Source organism: Ktedonobacter sp. SOSP1-52, from assembly GCF_016587395.1.
This window is the reverse complement of the sequence record NZ_BNJH01000001.1, coordinates 966,691-982,248: the sequence shown is the minus strand read 5'-3', so window position 1 is coordinate 982,248 and position 15,558 is coordinate 966,691. Positions and strand designations below refer to the sequence as shown.

The 15,558-nt window shown below is 53.1% G+C and carries 15 protein-coding genes; 6 read left to right on the top strand and 9 right to left on the bottom strand.

Translation table 11 applies throughout. The features are described 5' to 3' along the window. Positions 1-136 precede the first annotated feature (136 nt). The 4 genes from JMJ16_RS04485 to JMJ16_RS55865 are packed head-to-tail and all read left to right on the top strand — an operon-like array spanning position 137 to position 3,291. Positions 137-1,099 (top strand): carbohydrate ABC transporter permease, encoded by a 963-nt coding sequence (locus JMJ16_RS04485; RefSeq protein ID WP_201378748.1) that lies wholly within the window; start codon positions 137-139, stop codon positions 1,097-1,099. 5 nt (positions 1,100-1,104) lie between these two features. Then, positions 1,105-1,995 carry a carbohydrate ABC transporter permease gene (locus JMJ16_RS04480; RefSeq protein ID WP_201378746.1) on the top strand — a complete coding sequence of 297 codons (891 nt, stop codon included), beginning with the start codon at positions 1,105-1,107 and terminating at the stop codon, positions 1,993-1,995. Positions 1,996-2,024: 29 nt separating this feature from the next. Next, on the top strand, positions 2,025-3,038 hold the full coding sequence (locus JMJ16_RS04475) for a hydroxyacid dehydrogenase (protein WP_201378744.1): 1,014 nt from the start codon (positions 2,025-2,027) through the stop codon (positions 3,036-3,038). Continuing rightward, the gene (locus JMJ16_RS55865) at positions 2,959-3,291 is read left to right on the top strand and encodes an FtsW/RodA/SpoVE family cell cycle protein (RefSeq protein ID WP_255553161.1); all 333 of its coding nucleotides are present in this window, start codon (positions 2,959-2,961) and stop codon (positions 3,289-3,291) included. The genes JMJ16_RS04475 and JMJ16_RS55865 overlap by 80 nt, the downstream gene beginning before the upstream one ends. A 21-nt stretch (positions 3,292-3,312) precedes the next feature. Here JMJ16_RS55865 and JMJ16_RS04465 read toward each other — a convergent pair whose 3' ends face one another. Further along, a complete protein-coding gene (locus JMJ16_RS04465) occupies positions 3,313-4,110 on the bottom strand; it encodes a class I SAM-dependent methyltransferase (protein WP_201378742.1) in 798 nt (265 codons plus the stop codon). A 247-nt stretch (positions 4,111-4,357) separates the two neighbouring features. On the opposite strand from JMJ16_RS04465, the gene JMJ16_RS04460 reads away from it, so the two are divergent. Beyond that, positions 4,358-4,810 (top strand): DinB family protein, encoded by a 453-nt coding sequence (locus JMJ16_RS04460; protein ID WP_201378741.1) that lies wholly within the window; start codon positions 4,358-4,360, stop codon positions 4,808-4,810. A gap of 47 nt (positions 4,811-4,857) precedes the next feature. Here the strand turns inward: JMJ16_RS04460 and JMJ16_RS04455 are convergent, their stop codons facing one another. After that, a complete protein-coding gene (locus JMJ16_RS04455) occupies positions 4,858-5,319 on the bottom strand; it encodes a DUF5946 family protein (protein WP_201378740.1) in 462 nt (153 codons plus the stop codon). Positions 5,320-5,642: 323 nt separating this feature from the next. Here JMJ16_RS04455 and JMJ16_RS04450 point away from each other — a divergent pair, with 323 nt between their 5' ends. Continuing rightward, complete coding sequence (locus tag JMJ16_RS04450) at positions 5,643-6,308, top strand: class I SAM-dependent methyltransferase (protein ID WP_201378739.1); 666 nt, start codon at positions 5,643-5,645, stop codon at positions 6,306-6,308. Between the two features lie 133 nt (positions 6,309-6,441). On the opposite strand, the gene JMJ16_RS04445 is transcribed toward JMJ16_RS04450, so the two are convergent. The 7 genes from JMJ16_RS04445 to JMJ16_RS04415 all read right to left on the bottom strand — a co-directional run bounded on the left by JMJ16_RS04445 (position 6,442) and on the right by JMJ16_RS04415 (position 15,535). Then, on the bottom strand, positions 6,442-6,786 hold the full coding sequence (locus tag JMJ16_RS04445; protein WP_201378738.1) for a response regulator transcription factor: 345 nt from the start codon (positions 6,784-6,786) through the stop codon (positions 6,442-6,444). A 162-nt stretch (positions 6,787-6,948) separates the two neighbouring features. Beyond that, positions 6,949-8,220 carry a hypothetical protein gene (locus tag JMJ16_RS04440; RefSeq protein WP_201378737.1) on the bottom strand — a complete coding sequence of 424 codons (1,272 nt, stop codon included), beginning with the start codon at positions 8,218-8,220 and terminating at the stop codon, positions 6,949-6,951. A gap of 8 nt (positions 8,221-8,228) precedes the next feature. Then, complete coding sequence (locus JMJ16_RS04435) at positions 8,229-10,928, bottom strand: VirB4 family type IV secretion system protein (RefSeq protein ID WP_201378736.1); 2,700 nt, start codon at positions 10,926-10,928, stop codon at positions 8,229-8,231. A gap of 17 nt (positions 10,929-10,945) precedes the next feature. Continuing rightward, the gene (locus JMJ16_RS04430; protein WP_201378735.1) at positions 10,946-11,344 is read right to left on the bottom strand and encodes a PrgI family mobile element protein; all 399 of its coding nucleotides are present in this window, start codon (positions 11,342-11,344) and stop codon (positions 10,946-10,948) included. A gap of 18 nt (positions 11,345-11,362) precedes the next feature. Beyond that, positions 11,363-11,755, bottom strand: coding sequence for a hypothetical protein (locus JMJ16_RS04425; RefSeq protein ID WP_201378733.1), 393 nt, complete (start codon positions 11,753-11,755; stop codon positions 11,363-11,365). A 180-nt stretch (positions 11,756-11,935) separates the two neighbouring features. Beyond that, complete coding sequence (locus JMJ16_RS04420; protein ID WP_201378731.1) at positions 11,936-13,591, bottom strand: CHAP domain-containing protein; 1,656 nt, start codon at positions 13,589-13,591, stop codon at positions 11,936-11,938. 24 nt (positions 13,592-13,615) lie between these two features. Continuing rightward, positions 13,616-15,535 (bottom strand): hypothetical protein, encoded by a 1,920-nt coding sequence (locus JMJ16_RS04415; protein ID WP_201378724.1) that lies wholly within the window; start codon positions 15,533-15,535, stop codon positions 13,616-13,618. Positions 15,536-15,558: the final 23 nt, after the last annotated feature.

Sequence of the window (15,558 nt, the reverse complement as noted above, 5' to 3'; positions counted from 1 at the left end):
GAAGCACTACCTAGCCCTCCTGCCGGGGCAGGGTCTTTCAAAGAGTAGTGAGGGTAGGTGCGTCCTTCAGAGCACTACCTGATCTGTTTCCCTTTCTTTCCACCATCTTTACCCCTAGAACGAAGGGAGTTGTGCTATGGAAGCCCAGGTCACTGACGCCGTTGTCGCGCCTGCGACGGCGACGTTGCGCCGCCCGCAGCGTGTGCGGCGCGCATCGCGACTGCGCTCTCTCATCCCCTATCTCTTTCTCTCACCAGCCATCGTGCTTTTTCTCTTGTTTTTTGTGCTCCCCCTGGGCTATGCCGTCTGGCAGAGCCTCTTTCGGCTCCAGCGTGATGGCCTGGGCCTGGGCGCTCCCAAGCAGGTCTTTACTGGCTTGAGCAATTATCAGCATGTCTTGAGCGACCCGGTGGTCTACCAGGGACTCGGGCGTGTGCTGTTGTATGGCGTACTGCAGGTGCCGATTATGCTGGGCCTGGCCCTGCTCCTGGCCTTGTTGCTGGATAGTGCGATTATCCGCCTGCGTGCCTTCTTCCGCATCGCGTTTTTTCTGCCCCATATCATCCCGGGCGTGGTTGGCGCGCTGCTCTGGGCCTTCCTCTATAACCCCCAGTTCAGCCCGGTGCCACAGGCCCTGGCGGCTCTGCACCTGGGTGTGGTCAATTTCCAGAACCCGAACCTGGTGCTGTTGTTAATTGGGAATATTGCCGTCTGGGCGGGCACTGGCTACCAGGTGCTGATTATTTTCTCTAGCCTGCAAGCCGTTCCTACCAGCCTGTACGAGGCATCGAGCCTGGATGGCTGCTCTGAATGGCAGACTGCCTGGTTTATTAAGGTACCGCTGATCTTCCCGGCGTTGGTGCTGACTGGTGTGCTCGCCATTATTGGTGCCCTGCAACTGCTGATGGAGCCACTGCTCCTGCAGACTGTTTTGAATGGCATTACGTCGAACTTTACGCCGAACATGTATATGTATCAGATAGCGACGGGTGGCGGAAACTATTACTATGCTGCGGCCCTTTCAGTGGCTCTGGCTCTGGTGACTGGTATCTTCTCGTTCAGCGTTTTGCGGCTCGTCCGCCGGAAGGCAGGAGTATAAGCACTATGGCTTCAAATGCCCTCTCTAATCAGGCCACCACGCGGCAGCGGCGCTCGGGTTTACAGATCACGCGCGTTGCGCTATATCTCATCGCGGGCGCGGCGACCCTCTACTTTCTCTTCCCGCTGATCTGGCTTCTGATGGCCTCGACCAAGAATAACTCAGATCTATACACATCGTCCGCCTTCTGGTTTGCGCACTTCAATCTCGTTGCCAATCTCCAACAATTGCTGACCTACGATAACGGTATCTATCTCCAGTGGATGGGCAATACCTTTCTATATGCCTTTGGGAGCGCGAGCCTCAGTATTCTGATCTCGGCCCTGGCCGGGTACGCCCTGGCCAAGTTCACCTTTCCCGGCAAGAAGCTGATCTTTAATGTGATCGTCTGCGCGGTCCTGGTGCCCGGCACGGTGCTGGTGCTCCCGCTCTACCTGCTTATGAGCAGCGTGCACCTGGTAAATACCTACTGGTCGGTCCTGCTGCCATCGCTGTTTAGCGCCTTTGGCATCTGGTTCTCGTATATCTATGCGGACGCCTCGATTCCCAAGGAGCTATTAGAGGCGGCGCGTATGGATGGCGCGGGCGAGTTGCGCATCTTTTTTACCGTAGGTCTGCGTCTGATGTCGCCAGCGCTGGCGACCGTCTTTCTGTTCCACTTTGTAGGCGTCTGGAACAGCTTCTTCCTGCCGCTGATGATGCTGAGCAATGAACATTTGTATCCCTTGTCTGTAGGCTTGTACCTTTGGAATCAAGTCGGCACGGACGCTACCTACTCGCTCACAAACCTGATGATTACTGGCTCGTTGCTTGCTGCCCTGCCAATCGTGCTGAGCTTTGTGTTCCTCCAGCGCTACTGGCGGAGTGGTCTCTCGCTTGGCAGCATCGTTGGGTAGCTACATATTCCTAGATGGAGAACCTGATTGTGATTTCTGTTGATACACGTCCAGCTGTCGCTATGCTGGTAGACCCGAAATGGCGGCAGCGCATCTTCTCACCCGCGAGCCTGGAGCAACTCTCCACGGTCGCACGCCTGATTCCAGACACAGAGGTCGCGCTCTCTGAGGAGCGCCTGCTCGAACTGCTCAACGGAGCTGTAGCCTGCCTGACGGGCTGGGGGACGCCCACGCTGACAGATGCAACCTTGGAGCAAGCACCCTCTCTGCGCCTCGTGGCACACACGGCGGGAAGCGTTCATCACCTGGTCCCTGAGACCATCTTTGAGCGCGGCGTGCGCGTGACTCATGCCGCTGCCGCCCTGGCCGAAGGGGTCGCGGAGTTCACTGTCTTACAGATCCTACAAAGCCTGCGTCGCCTGGACCAGTTTGAGCGGCGACTGCGCGCTGGCGAGCCGTGGCATGTGCTCTCGCATACGCCGGGTCATCTATTGAGCACCCAGACTGTGGGCCTGGTAGGTGCCAGCCGTATTGGGCGTGATGTTATCGGACTCCTGCACCCCTTTGGTTGCCGCCTGCTGATGTTTGATCCCTATCTCACGCCAGAAGAAGCAAGGGAAATAGGCGTGGAGCTGTGTGAACTGGATAACCTCTTTGCCTCCTCCGACATTGTCTCCTTGCACGCGCCCCTCTTGCCCACCACACGAGGCATGATTACATCCAGGCACCTCGCGTTATTGCGTGATGACGGTGTCCTGGTCAATACGGCGCGGGCTGGACTGGTTGACGAGGACGCACTGGTGCGCGAACTGGTCTCGGGCCGCATCAACGCCGCTCTAGACGTCTTTGTACAGGAGCCGCTCCCCGATGAGCATCCTTTCCGTACTCTGCCCAACGTATTGATCTCGCCGCATATAGCCGCCATGACCTGCGAGACGCTCCTGAAGCAGGGCGAGATGATGGTTGACGAGATATTGCGCTTCCTGGCGGGCGAGCCACTGCTCTACGAGATTCACTCTGAGAAGCTCGCGATTATGGCATAATATCAAGGTCCCATCAAAAATTCAAAGAAAAAATAGGAAAAACGAGGGTGAAAAGCAAGTTTTAATTTGCTTTTCACCTATCCTGGCGGTGCAGACGTTGGTCATCATGGCGGGCAATCTCAAGCTCATGCCACTGACGGGTATTCCCCTGCCCTTCCTGAGCTATGGTGGTAGCTCGATCCTGGCCAACTTTATTATCATTGGCCTGCTCCTGCGTATCTCGCATAACACAGCCGTAGAAAATGGAGAGTAGCCGCGTACGCCAGTAGGGGGCCTAGTTTGAAGCCGCAAAGATGCCGAAGTCCATGGTAATGGTGAGCTCCTGGTCTTGTTGTAGTAGGCGCTCTACAGCCTCCTGAGCGGCGCGTAGCTTTGCGGCGTCCTGTTGCTCCTGCTTGCTCATGCCAGAGCGAACCAGACCCAGGAGCGACTCGCGTTCATTGATCAGTAGCTGTTTCTCCAGGCGATCCAGCGTGACGTGCGTGAACCAGCTCTCAAGTTGCTGGCCCCCATTCTCGATGCTAAAGCCAAAAGGGCTGCCCAGCCAGGTGCCATAGCCGACCTGTTGCATGATCGTCCCCAACTCCGCGATGGCCCTATCTCCGATCGTTGTGGCGTAGAATTTTCCACCAGGCTTCAGCACGCGCCGCACCTCGGAGAGCGCCTGGGCCAGGTTAGGAACGTGATAGAGCATAGCATTAGCGATCACGGCATCGAAATGGTCTGCTTCATAAGGAATGGCCTGGGCGTCGATGACCTGGTATGCGAAGTGCTCACCACCTTTTTCCAGATTGTGGCGGGCCGCCTCTAGCATACCCGGCGAGAAGTCCGAAAGCGTCACCTCCCACGTTTGGGGTACACGATCCAGATTCTCGCGCCAGAGAAAGCCGGGTCCACAGCCCAGTTCCAGCACATGACTTTGCTCCGGGATCTGAATATGGTCAAAGATCCAGCGATACCATGAACCTTGCATAACGCCCATCCGCTGCAAGGTTTCCACGCGCAGCGTGAAGTTTGTAGCGTCGCGATACTGATCTTTAAGTAGATACTCCTGATTCGCCATATCTGACATAGGTAAAGCCCTCCACATACTAACTTCTCATCATGCCTCTACCTCCATTCTACATACGGCCCAGATGCCTCTCTGGTGTTTTCAACATGGATCGCCAACCCAGGCGCTCGCCGCTGGTCCCAGGTGCGCGTACGCCAGGAGCGGGCCTTCCAAACAGCTTGTATTTCCCGCCTAACTCTGCTATTGTGATATTAGCAAGCGTTTATGCGGACGCTTCTAAATGAGACGACTGTGACAGGAGGAGATCATGGCGAGAGACACACGCGCCCCACATGAGATTCTTGAACATATCATCGAGGCGCGCGTCGCGCTCACTTCCGCCTTGTATGGCTTGAGCGAGGAGCGCTTGACGGATACCAGCGCCTTTGGTACCTGGTCGTGTAAAGAGATTATGGGCCATATTGGGCGCTGGGAAGAGGTCTGTTACCAGGTGATTCAGAATCATCTGAAGGGAATTGAGCCGACAGAGAATTACAGTCAGGAATTCCTGGCCTTTAATGATAGTTGGGAGTCTGAGCTGCGCACACTCTCGCTCTCCGAGGTCGTAACCCTGTTTGAAGCCGCCCACTATCGCCTCTTCGGCCTGCTTAATCGCTTACAACCAGAGCAATGGGACACTTTCGTGCGTGGCTGGACACAGGTCTGCACCTACGGTCACTTTGAAGAACATACCCACGAGATCCAGGCGTGGCGCAAATAGCCCGCTACTGGTGTACGCGGCTTGGGGCTACGCCCTGGCGTATATGGCTACTGGAGTGGGATATAGCCAGAGTTTTTGAGGGATATGAGCATTGAGCTGGCCCAGGCGCGTACGCTATCGCAGTAGTTGTTGATGCCTGCGGCGATGACCTGGTTGGTGGTCATGCTCCATACTACTGGAGGATCGTAGGTGCCATGAGACTCGGGTGTCCCCTTGATCTTCCAGGTGCGCGCGCCTGAGTCGACTTGCGCGCCTCGCTGTTTGCGCACCTCTGTGGGGGTCGTGCCACGCTCCAAAAAATCGGTGAGCAGAGTGAAGCCTGCGCGCAGCCCTTCTGGCGAATAGAGGCTCGGGTGTTGCAGGTGATAGCAGAGCACCGTAAGATGGTGTACCGCCCAGTTGGCTGGTTGTTCGCTTTCCCAACCCAACATCTGGTAGAAATTCTCCTGGCACGTCTGCCCCTCCTGTACCTCCGCCCCACATTCAGGACAACGCTGCATTGTCTCCATTGTCAAGCCTCCTCTTTTTTCACTAGTATAACCGATCCTGGCGGAAGAGCTCTACTTACGTACGCGCCTACACGCCTTAAGATGGTAAAGGAGAGGCAGGCTGTTCGTTGGGGTGACGTTAACTATGCATGAACTGCGTAGGCACGTACGTAAGTAGCGTACGACCCATTCCCACGAAAAGTAGTAAAATATGATAAAAAGCTTGTTTCCTGATGCTAATACGCTTATACTAGATTCGTGGGAATCAGAAATTGCAACTATTGAGGAGAGGCATTTGTTCGGCTGTTAGATTTGTTTATGCGAATGTAGAGGAGTTTGTACTGATGGAGCGAGCGGAGTGGCTTAAGGCGTGCCGCCAGCGCAATGAAACGCGGATGGACACGGTTATTTCTCCTATCTATGATGAGAACTGGGGTGGCTATATCAACGGGACACACCTGCATATGCTTAACCGGCTGCTGGATGCCTCTCCGGTGGGTGGGAGTGTGCTGGATGCGGCCTGTGGCACGGGAAAATACTGGCCAGTTTTGCTGGAGCGTGGCTTTACCGTTGTGGGCGTTGACCAGTCTCAGGGGATGTTACAGCAGGCACAAGGGAAGCATCCGGAGGTTATGGTAAGGCATGTAGGTATGCAGGAACTGGATTTCGTGGATGAGTTTGATGGGATTATCTGCCTGGATGCGATGGAGAATGTCTTCCCCGAGGATTGGCCACGAATTCTGGCTAATTTCGCCCGGGCGCTCCATCCCTATGGCTTTCTCTATTTCACAGTAGAACTGGAGAGCGAGGAGAACCTGCGTCATGCCTTTGAAGAGGGGAAGAAGTTGCAACTACCACTCGTCTACGGCGAGCATGGGCACGAAGGCTATTACCACTATTACCCCAGCGATGAGCAGGTCTGCAACTGGTTTACCGTGGCTGGCTTCTCCCTGCTGAGCACTGATGAAGGGGATGGATACCTGCATTACCTTGTAAGCAGGCAGCACTGATACCAGGTAAGGGGCCAGAGAGCCTGTAGGGTCCATGCTGGCATGGACTGCCGAGCGAAGCACCTTCCTGCGTCAGGGAATCGGCCTGCGGACCTCGGAGTCCAAGCTAGCTTGGACCCTACAGACAGGCCATTTAAGAGGCCTCTGGAAGTAATAAATAGCCATAGGTGTTGACGCAATACACATAAATGCCTGTACCTCTGAGCTTGCTTCGAATACGATCTATGTGTTTGTCCATCATCATACGGACCTTGGCATCCATTTTACAGTTATAGGCCATTGAAGCCAGGTTGGCGTAGGTGACCGGGTTGCCATGTCGTAATGAGAAGAGTAAACGGTACTCAGTCGATGTCAGCACAATCGTAGTATCGCCAATTGTTACCGCCCGCTTTTCTATATCCCATGCCATATCTTTCACTCGTCCCCCTTTTTGCTTATAGGTTTCCATTGAATTAAAGTAGCGATTAGAGATTGTCATGTGTAGAGTGCTTCCTTCCTGATCGATATGGGTTTGCATATGTGCAAGAATCTCTAAAAAATAAAAGAGCAAGTTCACAGATACTATAGTACCTGATAGCTTGCTCTTTGCGCTTTGAACTACTTCACAATTTTTGGGCATTTCCCAATGGTAATGGGTTAATTAGTTCTCTTTCTTCTTTTGGCCTCCCTTTTGTTCTTCGGGCGATTGGAGTTCGCGTACTACGCGCTGTAAATCCTTATCATGGTGAAAGACGTCGGGGAGTGGTCCTTCAAAGGGATTCCCAAACACATAGAGTTGCTCAGGGTCGGACATCTCCTCTATGGCCGGGTTTTCGCCCTGTTCTTCTATTGCGCTACTCTCTTGAAAGAGGTCTATTAAATCGCTCTGCACATCAAAGGGATTGGCGACCGCGCTTGGTTGTGCCCGTGTTGGCGCGATGGTTTCGATTTCTGCCAGGTCGTGCTTCACTGCTGTTTGCTCTGTTGTGTCTTCGCTGCCTGATTTCTCCGTGCCTGCTTCGGATTGGAAAAACCCGAGGTCTTGTAAGACTGCTGCTTGTTCTTGCTCGTTGGCTGGCTGGGGCTCCCGCTTTCTGCGAGTGGACCTGGCAATCCGTTGATGTTTAGCTGTATCTTCCTCTTCTTCAAAGGGATTCTCAATTATACTCGTGCCAGGAGGCGGAAGCGGAGCTTCTTCTTCAGCCTCTCCAGTAGTGGAAGCCTGTTCGGACCTCGCTTCTGGCGTGAATGAGGGAACCTGTGTCTCCTCTTCTTCCTCAAAAGGATTGGCGAGCTTGAGATTGTGTTGGGGAGACTGAAGCGGGGTTGGACTGGACGTAAGCAATGACCCCATTTCCTGGCTGTGGTCTCGGTAGTCCTGGTTTATATGTGTTGATGTTGGTGGTGGCGGGAGAGGCTGTCTCTCCTGCTGTGTCCAGGTGCCGGACTGCATAGCCTGCGCTGGTGACGCTTGTTGTTGATATTGCTCTGTTGAGGTGACAGGGGATGGCGAATACAGCGGAGCGGCGGGCCACTGCTGACTATTCGCGACTGGCTGCTGTGCCTCACTCATTGGCCTGAAATATGGCTGTTCTTGCCCTGGCAGGCCGGGCTGAGCTTTGCTCAATTGAGAGAGTGCAACAAGAGCCATAATTTCAGCACAAGCCAGCCTGAACCAGAGTATCCATGCCGCCAGGAGCAGAATTGACTGGAGGAATAGCCAGAAGGCAGGCAACACTGTTGTTGCCTGCGGGTGGGACCATAAACTACTCCACCGCACACAGACGCGTGTGAACTGTACCCAGGCTGTTGGGGGCCAGCCTTCCAGGCAGAGAATGAGTATCGCTGTCACCCCGATGGGGAGGCAGCGATACACAAGTTGTTTTTGTCGTGGCGTGTATGTTGGTTTTGACTTGCTCTGTGATGCCTGCATATGATTCCTCAGTCCCTACGATTATGGTCGATAGGCGTAAGCGATCCCTGCACTACTGTCTGCCCGTTTGGCGGCCTTCGCCCATTTTTCTGCGAGGCATGCCCATTCGCGAGGTATTCGAGCTGTTCAATGCTATCTTCGATATTGGTCGCGTGAGCCGTGCTTGCCTGTAGGGTTGTATTCGCCATTTCGGCCTCTTTGGGAGAGGCCACAACCTCCATAGGTGTCCAGTTTTTGGTGGCGAAAAGTCCCTCGCCACGCCTGGCCGCCAGCAAGAAGTTGCGCTGTCCCCGGCTCAAACGGAAGGTGCGTACCACCGATTCTATGGTTGAAGAATCCTGCTTCATCAAGAACTTCATGGTCGCCATGGCTAGAATCGTCCTGCCCTCCTCCGTGCCCAGGAAGTCGTCGGAGTTCTGGGTTGTACACCAGAGGCCGCCGCCATACTTACGAATTCTCCTGGCAAACTCTGCGAGGAACTTCGCGCCTTGCGGGAACTGCATGAGTAGCCAGGCTTCATCGATCAAGATAATGGTATTGCGATCCATCATTCCTTCGCGAGCCTGGCGCATCTTGGTCCATAGGAACTCAGTGATGAGAAAGAGGCCAATGGGTTTCAGCGTATCATTTAACTCGCGAATATTGAAGTCAACAAAGCGATTATCCAGAATGATGCGTGTGCGAGCCGGGAAGAGGTGCAGATAACGCTCAAGACGCTCGCTCAGGCCGAAAGTATCCTCGCCCACTCCGAAGCGCTGATCTCCACGTGAGGCGCTGGACATGATCACAAAGAACTCCTGCATATTGGGTGGAGTCCGATGATGGGTCGCGCTATCCATGGTGATGCCCCGGTTCTCATAGGTTTTGGTCAAGCACCTATAGAGGAAGGCTTTCTCCTTCTGGGTCAGGATACCGCTATCGGAGAGCAGTAGCTCAAGGAGACTGACCAGGTTGAGTAACTTCTCGCGGAAGAAATTGCCCTCATCGTCTTGCTCCTCCTGTTCGGTCTGGCTTTGGCGCTCGGCAGCGCTATACAGATCAAAAGGGTTGAGTTGTAACGACTCGGAGGAGAGGCGTACATATTGTCCATTGACCTGGTTGCAGAGATTGTTATATTCGGCCTCAGGGTCAATGACATAGACATTGCTCGTAGGGAGCAGGCGGCATGCCACTGTCTTGAGGAAGAAGCTTTTGCCCGCGCCAGACTTGGCGAAGACCACCATATTGGCGTTCTCCAACTCCTGGCTATTAAAGGGATTGAGAATGATCAGGCTCCCGTTAGGGTGAATGCCGAACATGACTCCCGTATCCATGCTGATATCGCTACCAGTAAAGGGATAGAAGGTCGCTGCAGAGCCTGTGCCAAAGAGGCGCGCGCGCCCGAGTTGATTGTCGCCATCAGGGAGGCAGCTTAAGAGTCCGGCGTGATGCTGCCAGTGGGCGGGCAGGGCTCTAAAATCAAGGCTGCGGATAGCCGAGATGAGGCGATTATTGCGCTCGCTCAATTCGCGACGGGTGCGCGCGCGTACCTGCACAAAGAGCGACATGGTAAAGATGCGCTCGTCCCCACGTGCCAGCTTCTCGCGCAGGGCCTCAATATCACTCAGTGCGATGGCATCTGTAGGATCGGCTGATTTGCCCTGGCGCTGCGAGGCCATAATCGAGCCACGGAACTCTGTCGCCTTCTTGCCCAGGCGGGCCGTGACCTGCTGCGGCGAGAGGGGTGAGATGTGAATACTAAAATCGACATGTGGCTCATCTACCTGGATGATCGCATCAAGCCAACCAGGATAGACACTACGTGGATAATTGACAAAAGCCAGGGTGCGCACAAACTCGTGCCCCATCTCGCCCGCGATGCGCACATACCAGGGGAAGACCTCGATACTACTGGGGGCGATAAGCTCAGGAACACTCACAAAATCAGGAACCTTCTGTTTGGCCTTTTTCTTGCGCTTCTTTCCCTTTTTATCTTTCTTGCCCTGCTGCTCTTCCTCCCTGGCGGCCTCTTCGTTCAACTCCTCAAGCGAATATACCCCTGGATTAAGCGGCATCTGCTCGCGCGCTGACATCATCAGGTTATTTACCCCGTTCACCAGGTTATCGCTCATGGGGAACTGGCGTGCCTCTTCCGAGAGAAGGCACTGCTGATAGAGCGCGACAATCTCTTTATCGTTCAAGCGACGCCCGGAGAGTCCCAGGCGCTCTAGCTGGCGTAAGAGCTCTTCCGAGCGCAATTTGAGCTGCGTCTGGGCGTTGACCAGGGCCTCGGCCTGATTTCTGGTTATGGTGGCGTCCGCGGGAATAATAATATAGAAGTTGCGCTTCACCAGAGCGCGTTTGGATGCCAGCTGGCGCACGAAGTGGGCATGGTCATGCATGACGTCCGCGAGGTCGCCCTGAGTGTCTTCCAGGCCTCGCAGATAATTATCGAGTTGGTGTGGCAGATTTTTGATAAGGATCTGAATAGGAAATGACAACCCATTGAGAAAGCTCTTAAAGCCCTCAATCAGCGCGTCCTGATCTTCTTCAGACATTAGCGAAAAATTGACGGTATTTATCTTGAGAATGGAACGGTACTCATGGACCTTCCTGCCGAAGCTCAAACACGCCACCTCGCCCGCGACTTCGCGCAGCCTCACGAAGGTCTTGATTACATTTCCGGTTCCACTTATCATCTGGCTAGGTGTCTGCGGGACCGTTAGCATAGTAGGAACTCCTTGTGCTATTCGAGAAGATCTTCTTCTTCTTCGTTCATTTGCTGCTTGGTTTTCTTTTGTGCCTCGGCCAACGCAGGGTTCTCTCTGGTATCATCATCCTCGAGCGGTTTATAGATAAAAACCCTGGGCATACCCATATAGAGGAGCCAGCACATAGCCCACTCCTCCAGGGGACGTTCCGCGATAGGAACCATTGCGACTACAAGCGCCAGCAGGGCCGGGATGCAAGCAATAATGACGCTTGCCACGGCCCACCAGGCACCAGGCACCAGGGGAGAGATATTTCCCCAGAGGGAGTATCCACCCACGATGCCACACACGATAATGAGCAGTTCTCGCCCGGTCCGCCCAAATATCACCTTTGGCTGCTCATTGAGAAAAGTTGGAATCTCCTCTTTCTGCATTAGCAAACTCCAATGCGCTTACTTTTTCTGGAATGCGCCTACGAGTAGGCTCTGGAGTCCAGTCCCCAGCAAGATGATGATCAGGCCAATAACCGCTGCCGTCAAGGCCATATTCGACATCGCCACACGCCGGTCGCTACCAAAGGAAAGGATGCGCATAATACCCGCAGCGATAATACCAATCAGAAAGATGGTAAAGCCGAGTGCATACACCAGGCCTCTGATACTATCAGCAAAGTTGTAGATATCCTTATAAGGATCATTCTGTGATTTAGGATCGCTTGGTGGAGCAGGTGGGGCCAGGTGTTGTAGCACCGAGGATATATTGTTAAATACAGGGATAATCCCATGCACCTGATTCAAAGCCAGATGCGGATCAATCATCAGTTGTGCGATGTGTAGTAAGAACATAAGCTTGTCGTCCCTTTCTCTGTAGAGAGTAATGTAACCTACCGTTGCATCCTAACTTCCTAATCTTAATTTCTATACGGATAAAAAGCAATCTACCATTCTATATTAGCCATATAGAAGCTAAGATTCTATGAAGTACCTAACAAATTATGAGAACTTATAGATTGTAGTGCACCTTCCTCACGGCTCGTGATTGGGCATAAACTGTCTATAGGGAGGAGGGTTTCCAGTCGTATATGTAGTCCAGGGTCTAAAGCTTGTGCCATGGCTGCTGATGCGATAGGCTTGTTCAAAGGCACACTTGGGATCAAAGGCGCAGGCATCGCTTACTTCACTATGCCAGTAATTGTTGATTTGCATGATGCCTCTATCCAGGGTGTGGTGCGGGTCGTTGTTTCTCAGGCAATTCTTGGGATTGAGGCTACTCTCGGCGTGCGCGATAGCTACGATTACCAGGAGTGAATGCCCGGTAAAGCCCGCCTGTGATGCCAGGGCAGTTGCTTGGTCGTTTGTTAGTGGTGTCGCGTTTTTGTCGCATTTTGCGCCTCCAGATGATCCCGCCGGGATGTCGGGAGAAACGATCGCAGTTGTGTCGCGCCCACCATGTAGGCTGTATGGGCCAATTTGCGAAACCTTATTGCTGGAGTTCCCTTCAATACTAATGACTTTACCGTCTGGCTTCACCTCGACAATAATTCCGACATGACCATGCGGACCCTCGCCGGTTCTAAAGACAATAGCATCCCCTGGCTGTGGGTTCGACATTCCTTGATGAAGGGTGCCATGTTTTTGTCCATAATTGATAAAATCAGGAACATAGGCTGTGCTATAGTCGATACCGGCCTGGCGCCAGGTCCAGGTTGCGAAAAGGGCACACCATTCCTCGCAGGGGCCGTAGTGGTTGCAATTATTTCCCCACTCTTTATCGCCAAGCCGCGAACGCGCTGCCGCTACGATTTTAGCGCGAATATCAGAACCATCACTCGATGCATGGAAGGGATCGCCCCACTTCTGACTCAGCGCCTGGTTGTGAATAAAGCCCATAACTGTAAAAGAGCTCCATCCAGACTTCATAAAATTGGAAGAGGTGAGCGACCAGCGCATAAAGGTGAGGTGGTCAGCCGAATTTTTTACGTAGTTGTTGGGGGCATTGGCCTGCACCATGTAGACGTAGCCATCTTTCCCGCCCTGGGGAGGATCAACGCCGGCAACCATGGCGATATGACCGGCAGGGTTGGGACCTGACAGAACTACCAGGTCGCCAGGCGATGGCATACCTGTGCCGTTATCTATATAGTTCCAGCCACGGCTGATGTAGGGGCTGCGATTGGTCCAGTATTGAAACGCAGTTGGCTGTCCTGGAAGATCGACGCCAGCCACCAGAAATGTCGTATGGATGAAATAGGCGCACTGCATAGGATCGAAGTCTCCTGCATCTGGTATGCTACCTCCATTCGACTGCTTCAACTTTTGAATCACGACCTGCATCACCGGGTTACTGCGGTCAATGACATTGAGGGAGCCTTTTGAGTTCTCTTTCAAGACGCGCTCAATCGCGACCCCAACCAGCACTGCATTCTTAGAATTAATCATTTGCATAAGGTCGCCATCGAGCGTGTCACTAGAGGTTGCGGGTGGGTTCATTTCGCTGTCATAGGCAGCCTTCATATTGTGGTTCCACCAGCCACCTATGCCTCCTAGCAGGAAGAGCCCACCCACGATAATCGCGAACATGTGCAGACCCAAAGTGGTTACGACGCCGCCAAGGGAGCCCATTATGCCGCCACCCCCACCCAGACCTGATAGGCCCAGGGCGCTGCCTCTACTTTTACTCATAGGTTCCTTCCTCTCATTTCTTTTCTAACGAGCCGACGCAGCCATGGAGACGGCGCTGGATGCCACCTGGGTAACCATCTGGAAATGTGTAATTTGCATGGCGATAGTTGTGCCTACTGCCTGCCCCATCATCTGCCCGGCTGACGCCAGGGTACGCATCGGAGCGTTTCCAGCGAGTGAGGGGATACGCGATACGAACCAGAGGCAGGCGATACGCATAATATCTCTTAGCGTCCCGTCCGACAGATTGCCTATAATATGCTTAGGATCACCCCCCACAAAAGCCAGCATGTTCCCTAACAGGACCTGGATTATGATCAGAGCCACCACCATCAGAAACTGCACCATGACTGTCGAGATAAAGCCCTTAAGCCATAGGCGTGCGATAGGCTGTCCCACCTTGCCGGGTAAGGCCCAGCAAGCGATGCCGAGAGGGGCGGTAATGATGTACAGGTTAATAAAGAAGAGGCGAATGATCATCTGGGCCAGGAACATCAAGGCCAGGATTTTGGCCATTATTTGCGTGGCATCGCCCAGGCTCTGGAGATTATCAAAGAGGCTCGTGAAGTCTAGTTTATCAGGTACAAGCTGAAAAGTAGTGCCAGTGGCGTCATTCTCACATGAGTAAGTGATCGCGTCTCCCATGTTGTCTGGCCCACCGTTTGAATCCGGAAGCACACCTCCCAAATAGAAAAGGGTGTTCATATTTTGAGTTAATCGATTTTGCTCCAACTCAAAATCTTGCAGAGGTACATGCGTGTATTTAAAATCATTTTTGTAGACATCATCTATTTCTGCATTGAACGTTTTCCAGTCGTCATACCACTTCAAGGGTGAGGTTGGAATATTGTTAATGTCTTGTTGCATTGTATCTGGCATTTGTTTGAGGTCGGCCAGATGTTTGGCAGTGATATTCTCCTGACCCTGGTTATATTGATTGATCATCCAGTTGGTATGAGCCTTGAGATGGTTAACAAGTGGAGCACCATCGCCATTGCCAAAGAGGTTATAGCGACGGGTCCTATCGAAATTGATCTGATATACGCTACAGATCATATCCTGCTTAAACTGTGTTTTATCAAGGTTTGTTGATCCAGTGGGGAGTTTAGCATTGGCCGGAAGCGCATCTGGTCCTGGCCATTTATCAACTGCCTCCTGCCAAGTCACAGTGGTTTTAGATTCATAGGTCTGCTCATCAGCCTGAGACGCGCTGGGAAAGAAGAGGCGCAAGGTATAGAGTTTCTTGTCTCCAGCGCCGAATCCCGAGGCTGAGCGATGAATATTTGGATTGGTTTGCGCGAATGTGTAGATGCCTTCGGTCATGTTATTGTTGAGGCCAATCATCATGGTCATGAATAATAGGCTGATGTGTGCCGCGATGATCGCCAGCAATACGCCTGGCAAATCCTCAATCGCGCTCGCATACCGAAAGACGCTACCGGCAAAGATCACTCTGAGCCCATTGAGCGCAATAACGAGCGCGAGCAGCGTATCCACAAAAAATAGCATCAGGCCCCAGAGCATTTTGATGCTGCCGTTATCGATGGTGATATCGGCGGGCGTGAGAAAGAAGAGCGCGTTTCCTTTTGAGATCGGATTCTGAATCTTGCTGCCGTCTTTGTAGGTTCCCGAATTACTGTTTCCCTTCAGGCATTGGTTCTTCTGTTCCTGTGTGGCGTTGGGGTCGCTACAGGGGTCGCCCTGTAGCTGGAAATGGAAGACCCGCTCAAGAGGGCTGGCAATGGTGTTTATGCCAACCATAGAATTTGGCAGGTGTATTTGTGGTGCAACGGTGGCAACGGTAACTTGGAAGGCAGGGAGGAGCCTGAGAATAAGCATCATGCCATTCACAGTTAACACAATACATGCCAGTGCCAGATAGTGCCACCAGGGTTTTGGCTGCCATCTCCGTCTAAAAGGCCACATTTTCTGTATCTTTCGCATATGTAATTCTCTCTAGTCCCTAC

Excerpts from the sequence above, each read along its gene's own strand:
- JMJ16_RS04460 (WP_201378741.1), top strand. The coding sequence starts at position 4,358 with ATGGCGAGAGACACACGCGCCCCACATGAGATTCTTGAACATATCATC.
- JMJ16_RS04455 (WP_201378740.1), bottom strand. The coding sequence starts at position 5,319 with ATGGAGACAATGCAGCGTTGTCCTGAATGTGGGGCGGAGGTACAGGAG.
- JMJ16_RS04480 (WP_201378746.1), top strand. The coding sequence starts at position 1,105 with ATGGCTTCAAATGCCCTCTCTAATCAGGCCACCACGCGGCAGCGGCGC.
- JMJ16_RS04420 (WP_201378731.1), bottom strand. The coding sequence starts at position 13,591 with ATGAGTAAAAGTAGAGGCAGCGCCCTGGGCCTATCAGGTCTGGGTGGG.
- JMJ16_RS04430 (WP_201378735.1), bottom strand. The coding sequence starts at position 11,344 with ATGCAGAAAGAGGAGATTCCAACTTTTCTCAATGAGCAGCCAAAGGTG.
- JMJ16_RS04425 (WP_201378733.1), bottom strand. The coding sequence starts at position 11,755 with ATGTTCTTACTACACATCGCACAACTGATGATTGATCCGCATCTGGCT.
- JMJ16_RS04465 (WP_201378742.1), bottom strand. The coding sequence starts at position 4,110 with ATGTCAGATATGGCGAATCAGGAGTATCTACTTAAAGATCAGTATCGC.
- JMJ16_RS04445 (WP_201378738.1), bottom strand. The coding sequence starts at position 6,786 with ATGACAATCTCTAATCGCTACTTTAATTCAATGGAAACCTATAAGCAA.
- JMJ16_RS04415 (WP_201378724.1), bottom strand. The coding sequence starts at position 15,535 with ATGCGAAAGATACAGAAAATGTGGCCTTTTAGACGGAGATGGCAGCCA.
- JMJ16_RS04450 (WP_201378739.1), top strand. The coding sequence starts at position 5,643 with ATGGAGCGAGCGGAGTGGCTTAAGGCGTGCCGCCAGCGCAATGAAACG.
- JMJ16_RS04435 (WP_201378736.1), bottom strand. The coding sequence starts at position 10,928 with ATGCTAACGGTCCCGCAGACACCTAGCCAGATGATAAGTGGAACCGGA.
- JMJ16_RS04440 (WP_201378737.1), bottom strand. The coding sequence starts at position 8,220 with ATGCAGGCATCACAGAGCAAGTCAAAACCAACATACACGCCACGACAA.
- JMJ16_RS04485 (WP_201378748.1), top strand. The coding sequence starts at position 137 with ATGGAAGCCCAGGTCACTGACGCCGTTGTCGCGCCTGCGACGGCGACG.